1 protein-coding gene is annotated in these 20,317 nt (G+C 74.9%); it reads left to right on the top strand.

Annotated elements, in window-relative coordinates; translation table 11 throughout:
- Nucleotides 1-15: 15 nt before the first annotated feature.
- Nucleotides 16-20,208: a type I polyketide synthase gene (locus OHS58_RS13485; RefSeq protein ID WP_328648435.1), complete on the top strand. Its 20,193-nt coding sequence runs from the start codon at nucleotides 16-18 to the stop codon at nucleotides 20,206-20,208.
- Nucleotides 20,209-20,317: the final 109 nt, after the last annotated feature.

The following is a 20,317-nucleotide window of genomic DNA, read 5'->3' as shown; positions in this document are numbered from 1 at the left end:
GATGGGCGAGGGTTCATGGACAACGAAGAGAAGCTTCGGCACTTCCTCAAGCGCGTCACCGTGGAACTGCAGGAGACCCGCGAAAAGCTGCGCGAAGCCGAGACGGCGGACCAGGAGCCGATCGCGATCGTCGGCCTGGGCTGCCGCTTCCCCGGCGGGGCCTCGAGTCCCGAGGCGCTGTGGGAGCTGCTGTCCGGGGGCCGCGACGCGATCACGGAGTTCCCGGACGACCGCGGCTGGGACGTCGACCGGCTGCACGACGCCGAGGGCAACACCCGCGGCACGTCGTACGTGCGGCACGGCGGTTTCCTGCACGACGCGGGTGACTTCGACCCCGCGTTCTTCGGCATCTCGCCGCGCGAAGCGCTGGTCATGGACCCGCAGCAGCGGCTGATGCTGGAGATCTCCTGGGAGGCGATCGAACGCGCCGGGATCGACCCGGCCGCGCTGCGCGGCTCGTCGACCGGCGTGTTCACCGGCACGAACTTCCAGGACTACATCCACCTCGCGGCCAGTGCGGCCGAGGGCGCCGAGGACTACCTGTCCACGGCGAACGCCTCCAGCGTGCTGTCCGGGCGGGTCGCGTACGCGCTCGGCCTGGAGGGCCCCGCGATCACCGTCGACACCGCGTGCTCGGCGTCGCTGGTCGCGATGCACCTGGCCGCGCACGCGCTACGCCGCGGCGACTGCTCGCTGGCCTTGGCCGGCGGCGCGACGATCATGGCCACCCCGACGTTGTTCATCGCCTTCAGCCGCCAGCGCGGCCTCGCGCCCGACGGCCGCTGCCGCTCGTTCGCCGCCGGCGCCGAGGGCACCGGCTGGGGTGAGGGCGCGGGCGTCCTCGTCCTGGAACGGCTGTCCGACGCCGAACGCAACGGCCACCGCATCCTCGCGGTCATGCGGGGGAGCGCGGTCAACCAGGACGGCGCGTCCAACGGCCTGACCGCCCCGAGCGGGCCCGCGCAGGAACGCGTGATCCGCGCCGCGCTCGCCGGCGCCGGGCTCACCCCGGCCGACGTCGACGCCGTCGAGGCCCACGGCACCGGCACCACCCTCGGCGACCCGATCGAGGCCCGCGCCCTGGCCGCCACCTACGGCCGTGACCGCACCGGTGAGCCGCTGTGGCTCGGCTCGGTGAAGTCGAACCTGGGGCACACCCAGGCCGCCGCCGGCGTCGCCGGTGTGCTGAAGATGGTCCTCGCCCTGCAGCACGGCGTGCTGCCCGAGACCCTCGGCGTCGACGCGCCGACTCCGGCCCTCGACTGGGATTCCAGCGGTCTGGCCCTGGTCACCGGCACCCGCGAGTGGCCGGCGACCGGCCGCCCGCGCCGCGCCGGCGTCTCGTCGTTCGGTCTGAGCGGCACGAACGCCCACATCATCCTGGAGCAGGCCCCGGCGATCCCCGAGCGGGAGTCGTCGCCGGACGTCCGCGCCCCGGGCGTGCTGAACTGGCCCCTGGCGGGCAAGAACGCGGCCGGGCTGCGGGCGCAGGCCGCGCGTCTTTTGTCCTTTGTGGACGGAGAGGTCGCGCCGCTGGACCTCGCGTACTCACTCGGCACCACCCGCGCCGCGTTGCCGCACCGCGCGGTCGTCACCGGCGCCGGCCTCGACGACCTCCGCCAGGGTCTGGCCGCCCTCGCCGCGGGCAACGGCCCCTCCGGCGTGGCCGCCGCGGGCGCCGTCGCGTTCCTGTTCACCGGCCAGGGCGCGCAGCGTGTCGGCATGGGAACCGAGCTGTACCAGGCGTTCCCGGTGTTCGCCGAGGCCTGGGACGCCGCGTGCGCCCACCTCGACCCCGCGCTGACGGACGTCGTCCGCGGCACTGGCAACCTCGACGACACCCAGTACGCGCAGGCCGCCCTGTTCGCGCTGGAAGTCGCGCTCTTCCGGCTGACCGAGTCGTGGGGCCTGCACCCGGACTACCTGCTCGGCCACTCCGTCGGCGAGATCGCCGCGGCCCACGTCGCGGGCGTGTTCTCCCTCGAAGACGCCTGTGCGCTCGTCTCGGCGCGCGGCCGGCTCATGCAGGAACTGCCGGCCGGCGGCGCGATGCTCGCCGCCGAGATCCCGGAAGCCGAAGCCCTCGAACTGATCGCCGGTCGCGAGGCCGCGGTCTCGCTGGCCGCGATCAACGGCCCGGACTCCGTCGTGCTCTCCGGCGACGAGACGGCGATCGACGAGCTCGCCGCCGAGCTGACCGCGCGCGGCCGCCGGACCAAGCGCCTGCGCGTCAGTCACGCCTTCCACTCGCCGCGGATGGAGCCGATGCTCGGCGAGTTCGCCGCCGTGGCGCGCGGCATCACCTACGGCGAAGCCCGCCTGCCGGTGGTCTCGAACCGCACCGGCCGCGTCGCGACCCCGGGTGAGCTGCAGGACCCGGCGTACTGGGTTTCGCACGTCCGCGAAGCCGTCCGCTTCGCCGACGGCGTCCGCTGGCTGGCCGAACGCGACGTCACGCGCTTCGTCGAGCTGGGGCCCGACGGCGTGCTCAGCGCGATGGCCCAGCAGACCGTGAGCGACGACGTCCGCTGCGTGCCGCTGCTGCGCTCGGGCCGGCCGGAGGAACTCTCCGCCGCCACGGCGCTCGCGACGCTGCACGTCGCCGGGGTGCCCGTCGACTGGGCCGGGTTCTACGCCGGGACCGGCGCGACCCGGGTGGACCTGCCGACCTACGCGTTCCAGCACGAGCGTTACTGGCCGGAGGCGACGCCGCCGGGCGCGGCGGCCACCGACCCGGCCGGCCTGGGCCTCACCGCGGCCGGGCACCCGCTGCTCGGCACCGCGATCGGCCTGGCCGACGGTGAGGGCTACCTGTTCACCGGCCGGCTCACCGCGGCGGCGACGCCGTGGCTGGCCGACCACGTCATCATGGGCTCGATCCTGTTGCCGGGCACGGCGTTCCTGGAGCTGGCCGTGCGCGCCGGCGACAGCGTCGGCTGCCCGCAGGTCGCCGAGCTCACCCTCGAAGCGCCGCTGGTCGTGCCGGAGCGCGGCGGGGTGCGGCTGCAGCTGATCGTCGGCGCGGCCGACCACGCCGGCCGCCGCCCGATCACCGTCCACTCGCGACTCGACGACGAACCCGAGGACACGGCCTGGGAGCGCCACGCCAGCGGCGTCCTGGCTCCGGGGGAGCCGGTCACGGTCCCGGCCGCGGAGGCCTGGCCGCCCGCCGGCGCCGACGAGGTCGACATCACCGGCTTCTACGACGGCCTCGCGTCCGTCGGGTTCGGTTACGGGCCCGCGTTCCAGGGCCTGGAACGCGTGTGGCGCCGCGGCGACGAGGTGTTCGCCGAAGTCTCGCGCCCGCGTCAGGCGACCGCCGCCGACTCCTACGGCCTGCACCCCGCCCTGCTCGACGCCGCCCTGCACGCGCTCGGCGCGGCGGGCCGGGCCGAGGACGCGGACCGGCTGCTGCCCTTCGCGTGGTCCGGCGTCACCCTGCACGCCGCCGGCGCGTCCGCGCTGCGCGTCCGGATCGACGCGACCAACCCGGTTTCGGTCTCGCTGAACGTCTCCGACGCCGCCGGTGAGCCCGTGGCCACGGTGGATTCCCTCGCCCTGCGCCCGGTCTCCACCAACACCGGACGCAAGGCGCGCCACGAATCGCTCTTCACGGTCGAGTGGGTCCCGGTTCCGGCCGGCGCGGCCCCCGCCGTGGCGGACTGGCCCGCGCTCGGCGCCGACTTCGGCCCGGAGATCCCGGCCCACGTCCGCTACACCCCGGTCGTCCCGGCCGGCGAAACTCCCAGTGCGGTAAGGGAAGCCGTTCACACGGCCCTGAGCACCGTCCAGGACTGGCTGGCCGACGACCGGTTCACCCGCTCCCGCCTGGTCGTCGTGACCCACGGCGACCTCGTCACGGCACCGCTGTGGGGTCTGCTGGGCTCCGCCCAGGCCGAGCAGCCGGACCGGATCACCCTGGTCGAGCTGGACGACGATCCCGCGTCCGCGGAGCTGCTGAGCGCGGCCGTTGCGCTGGGCGAGCCCAAGATCGCCATCCGTGAGGGAAAGCTGTGCGTGCCCCGGCTCGCACGCGCCGCCGTCACCACCGATGCGACGCCGGTGTTCGACGAGACGTCGACGGTGCTCGTCACCGGTGGCCTCGGCGGGCTCGGCGGCCAGGTCGCCCGGCACCTCGTCACCGAACACGGCGTCCGCCGGCTGCTGCTGCTCGGCCGCCGCGGCCCGGACACCCCGGGCGCCGACCGCCTGTGCGCCGACCTCGCGGAACTGGGCGCCGACGCCACGGCGATCGCGTGCGACGTCGCCGACCGCGACGCCCTGGCCGCGGTGTTCGCCGGCCACGAGATCACGGCCGTCGTCCACACCGCGGGCGTCCTGGCCGACGCGACCTTCCCGTCACTCACCGGCGAGCAGGTCGACGCGGTCCTGCGGCCCAAGGTCGACGCCGCCTGGCACCTCCACGAACTGACCGCCGACCTGCCGGGCGTCACGGCGTTCGTGCTCTTCTCGTCCGTCGCCGGCGTGTTCGGCGCGGCCGGGCAGGGCAACTACGCCGCCGCCAACGCCTTCCTCGACGCCCTCGCCGACCACCGCCGCACACAAGGACTTCCGGCCGTCTCGCTGGCCTGGGGCGCGTGGGCGCCGTGGGAGTCCGAAGGTGGCAACCTCGGCATGGCCGGCACCCTCGCGGACGCCGACATCGAGCGGATGACCCGCGCCGGCACCCCGCCGCTCGCCCTCGACCAGGCGCTGAGCCTGTTCGACGCCGCGCTCGGCGCCGACGACGCCCTGCTCGCCCCGGTCCGCCTCGACCTCGACACGCTTTCGGGCGCGCCGGAGGTCCCGCCGCTGCTGCGACGCCTGGTGCGCGGCTCGGCCCGCCGCCGCCCGAAGGCCGACTCGGGTCTGACCGCCCGGCTCGCCGCGCTGGCCCCGGCCGACCGGCAGCGCGCGCTGGTCGACCTGGTGCGCACGCACGTCGTCGGCCTGCTCGGGTACAGCTCGATCAGCCAGGTCGAGCCCGCCCAGTCGTTCTCCGACCTCGGTTTCGACTCGCTGTCGGCGGTCGAGCTGCGCAACGCCGTGCAGGCCGAGACCGGTCTGCGGCTGCCCGCGACGCTCGTCTTCGACTACCCGACCGTCCTCGCCCTGGCCCGCCACCTGCACGACGAACTCGTCGGCTCCCTGGATGCCGTCGACCGGACGCTGGTGCGCACGGCGGCCGCCGTCGAGTCCGACCCGGTCGTCATCGTCTCGATGGGCTGCCGCTACCCGGGCGGCATCACGTCCCCGGACGAGCTGTGGGACTTCGTCGTCGGCGACGGCGACGGCATCTCGCGCTTCCCCGGCGACCGCGGCTGGCCCGTCGACGCCATCTACCACCCCGACCCCGACCACGCGGGCACCAGCTACACCCGCGACGGTGGGTTCCTCGACGACGTCGCGGGCTTCGACCCCGGCTTCTTCGGCATCTCGCCGCGTGAGGCCCTGGCGATGGACCCGCAGCAGCGTCAGCTGCTGGAGACGTCGTGGGAGGCCCTGGAACGCGCCGGCATCCGGCCGGGGACCCTGCGCGGCAGCCGGACCGGCGTCTACGCCGGGATCATGTACCACGACTACCTCGGCGCGAACGTCGAGTTCCCGGCCGACTCGCTCGGGTACCTCGGCACCGGCAACGCGGGCAGCGTGCTGTCCGGCCGCATCTCCTACGTCTTCGGGCTGGAAGGCCCGTCGGTCACCGTCGACACCGCGTGCTCGTCTTCGCTGGTCGCGCTGCACATGGCGGCGACCGCCCTGCAACGCGGCGAGTGCGAGCTGGCGCTGGCCGGCGGCGTCACCGTGATGGCCACGCCGGGCACGTTCATCGACTTCAGCCGCCAGCGCGGCCTCGCCGCGGACGGCCGTTGCAAGTCCTACGCGGACAGTGCCGACGGCGTCGGCTGGTCCGAAGGCGTCGGCGTCCTCGTGCTGGAGCGGCTGTCCGACGCGCGCCGCAACGGCCACCCCGTGCTCGCCGTGGTCCGCGGCTCGGCCGTCAACTCCGACGGCGCGTCCAACGGCCTCACCGCCCCGAACGGGCCGTCGCAGCAGCGCGTCATCCGCCAGGCGCTCGGCGCCGCCGGGCTGACACCGTCCGAAGTGGACGTCGTCGAAGGCCACGGCACCGGCACCACCCTCGGTGACCCGATCGAGGCGCAGGCGCTGCTGGCCACCTACGGCCAGGAACGCGACGAGTTCCAGCCGCTGCTGCTCGGCTCGGTCAAGTCGAACCTCGGCCACACCCAGGCCGCCGCCGGCGTCGCGGGCGTGATCAAGTCCGTGCTCGCCATGCGCGCCGGGATCGTCCCGAAGAGCCTGCACATCGACGCGCCGTCGTCCCACGTGGACTGGACGGCCGGTGACATCCAGCTCGTCACCGACACCCGGCCGTGGCCCGAAACCGGCCGGCCGCGCCGGGCCGCGGTGTCGTCGTTCGGCATCAGCGGCACCAACGCCCACGTCGTGCTGGAGCAGGCCCCGGCCGCCGAACCGGCACCCGCGGTGACCCAGGACGACCGGCCCGCGCCGTGGCTGCTGGCCGCCCGGACCCCGGAAGCCCTGCGTGCCCAGGCCGAGCGGCTCCTGACGGCGATCGGCGACGCCGACCCCCGCGACGTCGCCTGGTCACTGGCCACCACCCGGACGGCGTTCGAGTACCGCGCGGTCCTCACCGGCGACCCGGTCGCCGCGCTCACCGCCCTCGCGGCGGGGGAGGACGTGCCCGCCCCGGCCAGCCCGGGCGCCCGGACCGCGTTCCTGTTCACCGGCCAGGGCGCCCAGCGCGCCGGCGCCGGACGTGAGCTGTACGAGCGGTTCCCGGCGTTCGCCGCGGCCCTCGACGACGTCTGCGCGCACCTCGACCCGGAACTCGGGTTCTCCTTGCGGGAGCGCATGTTCGACGCCGACGCGTCCCTCGAATCGACCGACGTCGCGCAGCCCGCGCTGTTCGCGATCGAGGTTGCCCTGTACCGCCTGCTGCGCTCGTGGAGCGTCACGCCGGACCTGCTGCTCGGCCACTCGATCGGCGAGCTGGCCGCGGCGCACGTCGCCGGCGTTTTCTCCCTCGCCGACGCGTCCCGCCTGGTGGCGGCGCGCGGCCGCTTGATGGCCGCGCTGCCCACAAGCGGCGCGATGGTCGCGATCAACGCGACCGAAGCGGCTGTCGCCGGAGCGATCGACGGCCGCGCCGGAGTGTCGATCGCCGCGGTCAACGGGCCGGAGTCGGTCGTCCTGTCGGGCGACGAAGCCGCCGTCACGGAGATCGCCGCGACCTTCGCCTCGGCTGGTCACCGGACCAGCCGCCTGAAGGTGAGCCACGCGTTCCACTCGCCGCTGATGGACCCGATGCTCGACGACTTCCGCGCGATCGCGGAGACCGTCGAGTACGCCCCGGCCGAGCTGCCGGTGGTGTCGAACCTGACCGGCGCGATCGCCGGCGACGAGCTGGGCACGGCGGATTACTGGGTGCGCCACGTCCGCGAGGCCGTCCGGTTCGCCGACGGCGTCGCGGCCCTGCTCGCCGACGGCGTCACGGCGTTCCTCGAGGTCGGCCCGGCCGGCGTGCTCAGCGCCATGGCCGCCGACACTCTCCCCGCCGAAGCCGTCGCCGTCCCGGCACTGCGCCGCGACCGTGAGGACGTCGAGACGCTCGTCGACGCGCTCGCCGCGGTCCACGCGCACGGCGTCGACGTCGACTGGGACGCCTACTTCGTCGGGGGCCACCAGCTCGCCCTGCCCACCTACGCCTTCCAGCACGAACGCTTCTGGCCGCGGATGGCCACGCTGCCCGGCGACGTCGGCGCGATCGGCCTTGGCGCCGTCGCCCACCCGCTGCTCGGCGGCGGCATCGAACTGCCCGAGTCGGGCGGATTCCTGTTCACCGCAAGGGTTTCGCTGGCCACGCACCCGTGGCTGGCCGGGCACCGCATCGCCGGTTCGGTCCTGCTGCCCGGTACCGCGCTGCTCGAGCTCGCCGTCTGCGCGGGCGATCAGCTCGGCTGCCCGGGTGTCGGCGAGCTGACCCTGCAAGCGCCGCTGGTGCTGGCCGACGAGGCCGGCACGCACGTCCAGGTCGCCGTCGGCCCGCCCGACGAGGCCGGCGACCGGCCGATCACCGTCTACTCGCGCCGCGAAGACGCCATCGACCAGCCGTGGACGCGGCACGCGAGCGGCACGCTGCTGGCCACCGCCGAACCCGCGCCGGAGCCGGTCCGCCGGCCCGACGGCGCGGCCGAAGCAGACCTGGCCGACCTGTACGACCGGTTCGCCGACCAGGGCTTCGAGTACGGCCCGGCCTTCCGCGGCCTGACCGCGGTGTGGCGGCACGGCGAGGACGTCTTCGCCGAGGTCGAGCTGCCCGAGGACGAACACGCCGACGCGGCGTCGTTCGGGCTGCACCCCGCGCTGCTCGACGCCTGCCTGCACGCGACGTCGTTCAGCACCGCCGTCCGCCCCGGTTCGCTGCCGTTCTCGTGGGAAGGCGTCTCGGTGCACGCCGCGGGCGCGACCGCGGTGCTCGTGCGGATCTCACCCGCCGGGGACGACGCGGTGTCCTTGTACGTCACCGACGCCGACGACCACCCCGTCGCGTCCGTGCGCTCCCTGGTGCTCCGGCCGCTGCCCTCGGGCGCGATCGACGACACCGCCGACCGCGACTCCCTGTTCCAGCTCGACTGGATCCCGTTCACGCCCGGCGCCCCCGAGTCCGGCGCGGTGGCCGTCGCGGGCAGTGACCCGCTCGGCGTCGCCGGCGTCTTCCCGGACGCGACGCGGCTCTCGAGCCCGCTGACCTTCGAGGGTGACGTCCCGCCGTTCGTCGTCCTCCCGGTCGCCGGGGCCGAGAACGCCGACGTCGTACGGGAAACGCACGAACTCACCACGCACGTCCTGGCCCTGCTGCAGGACTGGCTGGCCGACGAGCGGTTCGCCGCGGCGCGGCTGGTGCTCGTCACCCGCGGCGCGACGACCGGGGCGGACCTGCCCGCGGCCGCCGTCTGGGGCCTCGCCCGCACCGCCCAGGTCGAGCACCCGGGCCGCATCGTGCTCGTCGACCTCGACGGCACCGCCGAGTCCCTGGCCGCACTGCCGTCCGCGCTCGGCACGGGCGAACCGCAGGTCACGCTGGTCGACGGCGACCTGCGCGCGGCCCGCCTCACCCGCGCCGAAGCGGCACTTTCACGTGAAAGTGCCGCCTCCTGGGACCCCGACGGGACTGTGCTCATCACCGGCGGCACCGGCGGGCTCGGCGGGCTGCTGGCCCGCCACCTGGTCACCGAACGCGGCGCCCGGCACCTGCTGCTCGTCAGCCGCCGTGGCCTGGCCGCCGACGGCGCCTCCGAACTGGTCGCCGACCTCACCGAGGCCGGCGCCGACGTCGACGTCCGGTCCTGCGACATCGCCGACCGCGACGCGCTGCGGGCCCTGCTCGACAACGTCCCGGCCGAGCACCCGCTGACCGCCGTCGTGCAGACCGCCGGTGTGCTCGACGACGGCGTCCTCGGGTCGCTGACCCCCGAGCGGCTCGCGACCGTGCTGCGGCCCAAGGTGGACGCGGCCTGGAACCTGCACGAGCTGACCCGCGACCTCGACCTCGCCGCGTTCGTCTCCTTCTCGTCGGTCGCCGGCACCTTCGGTGGCGCCGGGCAGGCCAACTACGCCGCCGCCAACGCCTTCCTCGACGCGCTCGCCCTGCGCCGCGCCGGCGAAGGACGCCCGGCGCAGTCGCTGGGCTGGGGCCCGTGGGCCGCCGCGACCGGGATGACCCGGGCGCTCTCCGACGCCGACATCGAGCGGATGGCCCGGCTCGGCATGCCGGTGCTGCAGCCGGAGCAGAGCATCCGGCTGTTCGACCGTGCGTTGACCACCGACCGCGCCGTGCTGCTGCCGGTGCGCCTCGACCTGCCGGTGATCCGGACCCAGCCGGAGATCCCGCCGCTGCTGCGCGGCCTGGTGCGGGTGTCCGGGCGCCGTCTCGCCGGCGGCGGTCCGGCCGCCGCGGGCCTGGTGCGCCGCCTGGCCGGGCTGAGCGAGGACGAGCGGGCCGAAGCCGTGCTCGACCTCGTGCGTGGCCAGGTCGCGCTGGTGCTCGGGCACGCCGACGCCGCCGCGATCCCGGCCGCGAAGACGTTCCAGGAGCTCGGTTTCGACTCCCTGACCGCCGTCGACCTGCGCAACAAGCTGACCGCCGCGTCCGGCGTCGCGCTGCCGGCCACGACCGTGTTCGACTACCCGACGATGACCGCGCTGGCCCGGCACCTGACCGGCCAGCTGGCCGGCGCGGACGACGACCACCAGGACGCGGCACGGGTGACTGCGCCGTTGCTCGACGAGCCGATCGCGATCGTCGCGATGAGCTGCCGCTACCCGGGCGGCGTCACCACGCCCGAGCAGCTCTGGGACCTCGTCGCCGGAAGTACCGACGCCATCACGGAGTTCCCGTCCGACCGCGGCTGGGACGTCGACTCCCTCTACGACCCCGACCCGGATCACCCGGGCACGTCCTACACGCGTCACGGCGGCTTCCTGCACGACGCGGCCGAGTTCGACGCCGCGTTCTTCGGGATGAGCCCGCGCGAAGCCGTCGCCACCGACACCCAGCAGCGGCTGCTGCTGGAAGTCTCGTGGGAGGCGATCGAGCGGGCCGGCATCGACCCGCGTGTCCTGCGCGGCAGCCGGACCGGCGTGTTCGCCGGCGTGATGTACAACGACTACAACAGCCTCGTCTCCGGCGGTGACCTCGAGGCCTACCAGGGCAACGGCAGCGCGGGCAGCGTCGCCTCCGGCCGCGTCTCGTACGTGCTGGGCCTCGAAGGTCCCGCCGTCACCGTGGACACGGCGTGTTCGTCGTCGCTGGTCGCGCTGCACTGGGCGGCGCAGGCGCTGCGTTCCGGCGAGTGCACGCTCGCCCTCGCCGGCGGCGTCACCGTGATGTCCACCCCGGGCACGTTCGTCGGGTTCTCCCGCCAGCGTGGCCTCTCCGCCGACGGCCGCTGCAAGTCCTTCTCCGACGACGCGGACGGCGTCGGCTGGTCCGAGGGCGCCGGGATGCTCCTGCTGGAACGGCTGTCCGACGCGCGCCGCAACGGCCACCCGGTGCTCGCCGTGGTCAAGGGCTCCGCCGTCAACTCCGACGGCGCGTCGAACGGCCTCACGGCGCCGAACGGCCCGTCGCAGCAACGCGTGATCCGCCAGGCGCTGGCCGCGTCCGGACTGTCCACTTCGGACGTCGACGTCGTCGAAGGCCACGGCACCGGCACCACCCTCGGCGACCCGATCGAGGCCCAGGCACTGCTCGCGACCTACGGCCGCGACCGGGAAACCCCGCTGCTGCTGGGCTCGGTCAAGTCCAACATCGGCCACACCCAGGCCGCCGCCGGTGTCGCCGGGATCATCAAGATGGTCGAGGCGCTGCGGCACGGCGTCGTCCCGCCGAGCCTGCACGCCGGCGAAGTGTCGACGCACGTCGACTGGGCCGCCGGCGACGTCGAGGTCGTCACCGGGAACCGGCCCTGGCCGGAGACCGGCCGGGCGCGCCGCGCGGCGGTGTCGTCGTTCGGCATCAGCGGCACCAACGCCCACACGATCATCGAGCAGGCCCCGGACGCGAAGCTGCCGGACGCGCCGCCGGACGCCGGTGTCGTGCCGTGGCCGCTGTCCGCGTTCACCGAACCCGCCCTGCGGGCGCAGGCCGCCCGGCTGGCGGCGCACGCGACCGAAGCCACTGACCTGAACCGCGTCGACGCGGGCTACAGCCTCGCCACCGGCCGGACCGCCTTCGACCAGCGCGCGGTCGTGCTGTCCGAGCACCGCGGCGAACTCGCCGCCGCGCTCGAAGCGCTGGCCGCGGGGGAGCCGCACCCGGCCGTCGTCACCGGCCACGCCGACGAGACGGCGAAGCTCGCCGCATTGTTCGCCGGCCAGGGCGCCCAGCGTCTCGGCATGGGCCGCCGGCTCTACGCCCGGTACCCCGCGTTCGCCCAGGCCTGGGACGCGGTCGTCGAGCTGCTGCCCGGCGACTGGTCCGGGATCGTCTGGGGCGAGGACTCCCGCGCGCTGGCCGGCACCGCCGCCGCGCAGCCCGCGTTGTTCGCGCTCGAAGTCGCGCTGTTCCGGCTCGCCGAGTCGTGGGGCGTGCGCCCGGACTACGTGCTCGGGCACTCGGTGGGGGAGATCGCGGCCGCGCACGTCGCGGGTGCGCTGTCCCTGGCCGACGCCTGCACGCTGGTCGCGGCCCGCGCTTCGCTGATGGGCGCGCTGCCCGCCGGCGGCGCGATGGTGTCCGTGCGGGCCACCGAAGACGAAGTGCGCCCGTTGCTGGGCGACGACGTCGCCATCGCGGCGGTCAACGGTCCTGCGGCCGTCGTGCTCGCGGGCGTCGAGGACGCCGTGCTGGCCGTCGCGGCGCAGTTCGAGAAGACGACTCAGCTCAAGGTGAGTCACGCGTTCCACTCGCCGCTGATGGACCCGATGCTCGACGAGTTCCGCGCGGTGGCCGAGTCCCTGACCTACGCCACGCCGCGGATCCCGCTCGTGTCCACGGTGACCGGCGAGCTGCTGGAAGACGTCGGTCCGGGCCACTGGGTCGACAACGTCCGCCGGACCGTCCGCTTCGCCGACGGCGTCACGGCGCTGCACGGGCGCGGCGTCCGCGTCTTCGCCGAGTTCGGCCCGGACGGCGTCCTGTCGGCGATGACCGCCGGGACCCTCCCGTCCGACGTCGTCACGGTTCCGTTGCTGCGCAAGGACGTCCCCGAGCCGCGGGCCGCGCTCGCCGGGCTGGGCGGCCTGCACGTCACCGGCGTCCGCGTCGACTGGGCCGCGGTGCTGGCCGGCGGCCGGCGGACCGCGCTGCCGACGTACGCGTTCCAGCGGGAACGCTTCTGGCCGAAGGGTGGCGCGACGCCTCGCGGCGACGCCACCGCCGCGGGCCTCGGCGTCGGCGGCCACCCGATGGTCGGCGCCGTGGTGCGTCCGGCCGGGTCGGGCGAGATCCTGCTGACCAGCCGGCTGTCCGTGTCCGGGCACCCGTGGCTGGCCGGGCACGTCGTCGGCGGCAGCGTGATGCTGCCCGGCACCGTCTTCGCCGAACTCGCCCTGCGCGCCGGCGACGAAGCCGGGACGCCGTGCCTGGAAGAACTCACGCTCACCGCGCCCCTGGTCCTGCCCGGCCGCGGCGGTGTCCAGGTGCAGCTGCGCGTGGCCGAGCCGGCCGGCGACGGACGTCGCGCGCTCACCGTCTACTCGCGACCCGAAGACGCCGACGACCTGGCCTGGATCCAGCACGCCACCGGCGTGTTCGGCCCGGCACGTCCGGCGGCCACCTTCGACGCCGCGGAGTGGCCGCCTGCCGGTGCCACCGAGGTGGACCTCGACGGCCACTACGAGCGCCTCACCGACGCCGGACTGTCCTACACCGGAGCTTTCCGTGGCCTGACCGCCGCGTGGCAGCTCGGTGACGACGTCTTCGCCGACGTCGCGCTCCCGAGCGACGAGGCGGGGGAGGCGGGCGCGTTCGGCCTGCATCCGGCCCTGTTCGACGCCTGCCTGCACGCGATCGGCTTGCTGGGCACCGAAAGCGGCGCCGCCGAACTGCCGTTCGCCTGGGAAGGCGTCCAGCTGCACGCGACCGGCGCGGCCACCGTCCGGGTCCGGATCTCCCGGTCCGGCGCGGGTGTCGCGATCGCCGTCGCCGACCCGGCCGGGCAGCCGGTCGCGGAGGCCGCTTCGCTGCGGCTGCGCCCGCTGACCGCGTCCCGTCCCGGCCCGGTGGGCCAGGAACACCTGTACCGGCTCACGTGGACCCCGCTGACCGCGACGCCGTCCGGCTTCACCACGGCCGGTGTCCTGGGCGACACGACCGAACTCCTGACCACGGCCGGGATCGAGACCGCCTTCGCCGACGTCGAAGCGGCCGCCGCGGCCGCACCGGACCTGGTGGTCCTCCCGCTTCTGGACCAGCCGCACGACGACGCGGCCGAGTCGGCCCGGGCCCTGACCGCCCGCACTCTCGCTCTCCTCCAGGAGTGGCTGGCCGAAGATCGGCTGCGGGAGACGCGGCTTGTCGTCCTCACCCGCGGGGCCACCGACGGCGACCCCGCCGCGGCGGCCGTCTGGGGGCTCGTCCGTTCCGCGCAGGCCGAGCACCCGGGCCGCGTCACGCTGGTCGACCTCGCCGACGACACAACCGGCCTGGCCGCTGCCCTCACCACGGACGAACCGCAGGTCGTCCTGCGCGACGGCCAGGTGCACGGTGGCCGGCTCGCCCGCGTCGCCGTGGCCGAAGCCGAGGCTTTCGGCGACCCCGACGGCACCGTCCTGATCACCGGCGGCACCGGGGGACTGGGCGCGCTGTTCGCCCGGCACCTGGCTTCCGAACACGGCATGCGCCGCCTGCTGCTGGTCAGCCGCAGCGGCGGCGACGTCGACGAGGTCACCGCGCTGATCGCCGAACTCGCCGCGCACGGCACCGAAGCGAGCGTCGCCGCGTGCGACGTCGCCGACCGGGACGCCCTGGCCGCGCTGCTGGCCGGGATCCCGGCCGAGCACCCGCTGACCGCCGTCGTGCACAGTGCGGGCGTCGTCGACGACGGCGTTCTCGACTCCCTGACCGCCGAGCGCTTCGACCGCGTGCTGCGGCCCAAGGCCCAGGGCGCGTGGAACCTGCACGAGCTGACCAAGGACCTCGGCCTGACGTCGTTCGTGGTGTTCTCGTCGGTCGCCGGCACCGTCGGCACCGCGGGCCAGGCGAACTACGCCGCGGCCAACGCGTTCCTCGACGCCCTCGCCCGCCGCCGCCACGCCGAAGGCCTGCCCGCCACCTCGCTCGCCTGGGGCCCGTGGGCCGCGGGCAGCGGCATGACGAGCGCGCTGACCGACGCCGACCTCGCGCGGATGGCCCGCGCCGGCACCCCGGCCATCCCGGCGGAGCTGGGCACGCGGCTGTTCGACGCGGCCCTGGCCGCCGGCGTGCCCGACCTCGCGCCGGTCCACCTCGACCTGCCCGTGCTGCGGGCCATGGGCGAGGTCCCGCCGATCCTGCGCGGCCTGATCCGCGTCCCGCTGCGCCGGTCCGCCGCCGCGGCGGGTGGGGAAGCCGCGGTCGGTCTCGTCCGCCGGCTCGGCGCGCTCGACGAGGCCGGGCGCGTCCGGGCCCTGCGCGAGCTGATCACCGCGCAGGTCGCCCAGGTCCTCGGGCACGCCGACACCGGCGGGCTCGACGCCGACCAGACGTTCCAGCAGCTCGGTTTCGACTCCCTGACCGCCTTGGAGCTGCGCAACCGGCTCGACGGCGCGACCGGCGTCCGGCTCAGCGCCACCGCCGTGTTCGACTACCCGACCATCGCCGCGCTCGGCGGGCACCTCCTGGAAGCGCTGCTCGGCTCCGGCGCGGTGACCGACGAAACCGCCGTGCCCGCCGCCGTGGCGGGCGACCCGATCGTCATCGTGGGCATGAGCTGCCGGTTCCCGGGCGGCGTGTCCTCGCCCGAAGACCTCTGGCAGCTGCTGACCGAGGAGCGGGACGCGATCACGGCCTTCCCGGCCAACCGCGGCTGGGACATCGCCTCGCTCTACCACCCGGACCCCGACAACCCCGGCACGACCTACACCCGCGAAGGCGGCTTCCTGCACAACGCGGGGGAGTTCGACCCGGAGTTCTTCGGGATGAACCCGCGCGAGGCGCTGGCCACCGACGCCCAGCAGCGGCTGCTGCTGGAGACCGGCTGGGAGGCCGTCGAGGGCGCCGGGATCGACCCGGCCACCCTGCGCGGCAGCCGCACCGGCGTGTTCGTCGGCGTGATGTACAACGACTACGGCCTGACGCTGAACCACATGGCCGACACCGACGGCTACGAGAGCAACGGCAGCTCGCCGAGCGTCGCCTCCGGCCGGGTCGCCTACACCTTCGGCTTCGAAGGCCCGACCCTGACCGTCGACACGGCGTGCTCGTCGTCGCTGGTCACCCTGCACCTGGCCGCGCAGGCGCTGCGCAACGGCGAGTGCGGGCTGGCGCTGGCCGGCGGCGCGACCGTGATGGCCACGCCCGGCACGTTCGTCGGGTTCAGCCGCCAGCGCGGCCTCGCCACCGACGGCCGCTGCAAGGCGTTCTCCGACGACGCCGACGGCCTGGGCTTCGCCGAGGGCGTCGGGATGCTGCTGCTGGAGCGGATGTCCGACGCGCGGCGCAACGGCCACGAGATCCTCGCGGTCGTCCGCGGCTCGGCGATCAACTCCGACGGCGCGTCCAACGGCCTCACCGCGCCCAACGGGCCCTCGCAGCAGCGGGTGATCCGCCAGGCGCTGGCCGCGGCCGGACTGTCCACTTCGGACATCGACGCGATCGAGGCGCACGGCACCGGCACCAAGCTCGGCGACCCGATCGAGGCGCAGGCGCTCATCGCCACCTACGGCCGCGACCGGGAGAACCCGCTGCCGATCGGCTCGGTGAAGTCCAACATCGGGCACACGCAGGCCGCCGCGGGCGTGGCCGGGATCATCAAGATGGTCCTCGCCATGCGCCACGGCGTCCTGCCGCGCTCGCTGCACGCGGCCACCCCGTCGTCCCACGTGGACTGGCAGGACAGCGGTGTCGAGGTCCTGTCGCAGGCGCGGCCGTGGCCGGACGCCGGCCGCGTGCGCCGCGCGGCGGTGTCGTCCTTCGGCATCAGCGGCACCAACGCCCACACCGTGCTGGAAGCCGCCCCCGCGCCGGCCCCCGCGCCCGCCCCGGAGACGCCGCCGGCGATCGTGCCGTGGGTGCTCTCGGGCCGGACGTCGGCGGCCCTGCGCAGCCAGGCGGAGCGGGTGCTGGCGCACCTGCCCGAGCAGGCGGACGCGGCCGCGATCGGCCGCGCGCTCGCCGGGCGGTCGGCGTTCGCGCACCGGGCCGTCCTGGTCGGCGAGGACCGGGCGGGGCTGACGGCCGCGCTCACCGCCGTCGCCGCCGGGGAGGCCGCGCCGGACGTCGTGACCGGCCGCACCTTCGGCACCCGCGCCCCGGCGTTCGTCTTCCCGGGCCAGGGCTCGCAGTGGGCCGGGATGGCCCGCGACCTGCTGGCCGCGTCCCCGGTCTTCGCCGGGACGATGGCCGAGTGCGCCGCGGCGCTGTCCGAGTTCGTCGACTGGTCGCTGCTCGAGGTCCTGGAGGACGACGAGGCCTTGCAGGAGGTCGACATCGTCCAGCCCGCGCTGTGGGCGGTGATGGTGTCGCTGGCCGCGCTGTGGCGCGAGTTCGGCGTCGAGCCCGCCGCCGTGGTCGGGCACTCGCAGGGCGAGATCGCCGCGGCCTGCGTCGCGGGCGCCCTGAGCCTGTCCGACGGCGCCCGGGTAGTTGCCCTGCGCAGTCGCTTGATCAGGCAGAAGCTCGCCCGCACCGGCGCGATGCTGTCGATCGTGGCGCCGGCCGACGACGTCCGTGCCCTGGTGGCGGACCTCGGTGACGAGGTCTCGATCGCCGCGGTCAACGGGCCGAAGCTGGTCACCGTCTCCGGCGACGAAGGCGCGTTGACCGCGTTGGAGAAGCGCCTCTCGGCCGCCGGCATGATGCGCTGGCGCCTGGCCGGGGTGAACTTCGCCGCGCACTCGCCGCAGGTCGAGCTCCTCGAGGACGACCTGCTGGAGCAGCTGGCGCCGATCACCCCGCGCAGCAGCACGGTGCGGTTCTACTCGTCGGTGACCGGCGGGCTGCTGGACACCGCCGAGCTGGACGCCCGGTACTGGTACCGCAACATCCGCCAGACCGTGCTGTTCGGCGACGCGTCCGCGGCGATGGTGGCCGACGGGACCGCGGCGTTCATCGAGCCCAGCCCGAGCCCGGTGCTGAAGATGGCGCTGGAGCAGACCATGGACCCCACCGGCGAGCCGCTGGTGTTCCAGGAGACCCTGCGCACCGGCGAGGGTGACTGGCGCCGGATGGTGACCGCGGTCGCCGGGGCGCACGCCCAGGGCGTCACGATCGACTGGCGTGCCTACTTCGACCGCGCCGGCGTCACCACCGGCGTCCCGCTGCCGACGTACGCCTTCCAGCGCAAGAACTACTGGCCCGAGGCCCAAGCGAAGGCCGCGCCCGAAGCGGGGGAGAGCGCGGCGGACGCGCGGCTGTGGAGCACGGTCGCCGCCGCCGACGTCGACACCCTGGCTTCGGTGCTGGACGTCGACCGCACGGCGCTGGACTCCGTCCTGCCCGCGCTGACGTCGTGGCGGGAGAAGCTGCGCAGCGACGCCGCGATCGACCGCTGGTGGTACCGGATCGACTGGACGCCGTTGAAGGTGCCGGTCGAAGCCGCGGTGCCGGGCCGGTGGCTCGCCGTCGTGGCCGAGGGCACCGAGGACCAGCCGTGGGTCGGCCGGGTGCTCGGCGCGCTGCCCGGTGACGTCACGGTGCTCCCGGTCGCCGAACCCGACCCGGTCGCCCTGGCGGCCCGGATCGAGGCGCTGCCCGGCTCGTTCGACGGCGTCGTCTCGCTGCTGGCCCTGCGCTCCGAACCGCTGCCGGGCGCACCGACGGCCCCGGCCGGGATGACGCTCACCGCCGTCCTGGTCCAGGCGCTGGTCCAGGAGGTCGACCGGTTCGGCGCCGGGGTCCGGCTGTGGTGCCTGACCCGTGAGGCGCTGGGCGTCGAGGACCATCCGGCGGCGCCGGACACCGTCGAGCAGGCCGCGGTCTGGGGCTTCGGCCGCACCGTCGCGCTGGAGCTGTCCGCGGCCTGGGGCGGCATGGTCGACCTCACGGCCGAACCGAGCGAGGCCGACCTCAAGAACCTGCCGCTCGTGCTCGCCGGGATCGACGGCGAAGACCAGGTGTGCCTGCGGACCGGCCGGATCCTCGGCCGGCGGCTGCGCCGCACCACCGCGGCCGAGACCCCGGTGATCACCCCGGCGCTGGCCGGGCCCGGCACGGTCCTGGTCACCGGCGGAACCGGCGCGCTCGGCGCGGAGACCGCGCGCTGGCTCGCCGACGCCGGCGTCAAGCGGCTGGTGCTGACCAGCCGCCGCGGCCCGGACGCACCGGGCGCCGCCGAGCTGGTCGAAGACCTGGCCGCGCGGGGCGCCGAGGCGGCCGTCGTCGCCTGCGACGTCGCCGAACGCGACCAGCTCGCCGCGATGCTCGACGCGATCCCCGCCGAGCACCCGCTGCGCGGTGTCGTCCACTCCGCCGGCGTCCCGCAGGGCGGCGCCGACGTCGTCGCCCTGACCCTGGACGACGTCGAAGCGGTCCTCAAGTCCAAGGTGGCCGGGGCCCGGCTGCTCGACGAGCTCGTCGGGGACCGGGAGCTCGACTTCTTCGTGCTGTACTCGTCGGTCGCCGGCATGCTCGGCAGCGGCAAGCAGAGCGCCTACGCCGCGGCCAACGCCTACCTGAACGCGCTGGCCGAAGACCGGGTGCGCCGCGGGCTGCGCGGCACCTCGCTCGGCTGGGGCCTCTGGGGCGAGACCGGGATGGCGATGCAGGGCGACATGCTCGACCACATGCAGCGCCACGGCCTGGTCCCGCTGGCCCCGGCCGAGGCGATGACGGCGTTCGGCCGCGCCCTGGGCTTCCAGGGGTCCGTGCTGGCCGCGGACTTCGACTGGAGCCGCTTCGCCCAGACGTTCACCCTGCCCCGCCAGAGCGCGCTGCTGAGCGAGCTGCCGGAGGTCCGGCAGGCGCTGGGCGCGGACACGATCGTCGAACGCGACGCCGTCGTGGCCGAGGCGACCCTGCACGAGGAACTGGCCCACCTGGAACCGGCGGAGCGGCGCGAGGCGCTGCTGACGCTGGTGCGCTCGATCGCCGCCGAGCTGCTCGGCTACGGCGACGGGTCGGACATCGAGCCGGCGCAGGCGTTCCGGGAGATGGGTGTCGACTCGCTCGCCGCCGTCGAGGTCCGGAACGTGCTGGCGGAGCGGACGGGCGTGCGGCTGGCCTCGACGCTCGTGTTCGACTACCCGACCGCGAACGCCATCGCCGGGCACCTCCACCGCGAGCTGTTCGGCGACGTCGACGACGTTCCGCTGTCCGAGGAGGAGACCCGCGTCCGGAAGTTCCTGGCGGCGGTCTCGTTCGACCAGCTCCGCTCGCTGGGCCTGATGGACCTGCTCGTGGAGGCGGTCGACCGGTCGGAGCGGACCTACGACGAGGAATCCGCGGCGGAGACCGGCGACGACGGCGATATCGGCGACATGGATGCGGACGATCTCGTCCGCTTCGTGCTGGGCGGACAGGACTGAGAGCAGCGGGTCTAGGCCGGATGGCGGCCCCGGTGACGGGCAACAACTAGACGTTTCCGGGTCTGCCGTGCGGTTGACTCACTCGCCAAGAAGGACGTTCGCCCGCCGC

Source organism: Amycolatopsis sp. NBC_00348, from assembly GCF_036114655.1.
Lineage (GTDB): Bacteria > Actinomycetota > Actinomycetes > Mycobacteriales > Pseudonocardiaceae > Amycolatopsis.
This window is presented reverse-complemented; position numbering and strand designations above follow the sequence as displayed.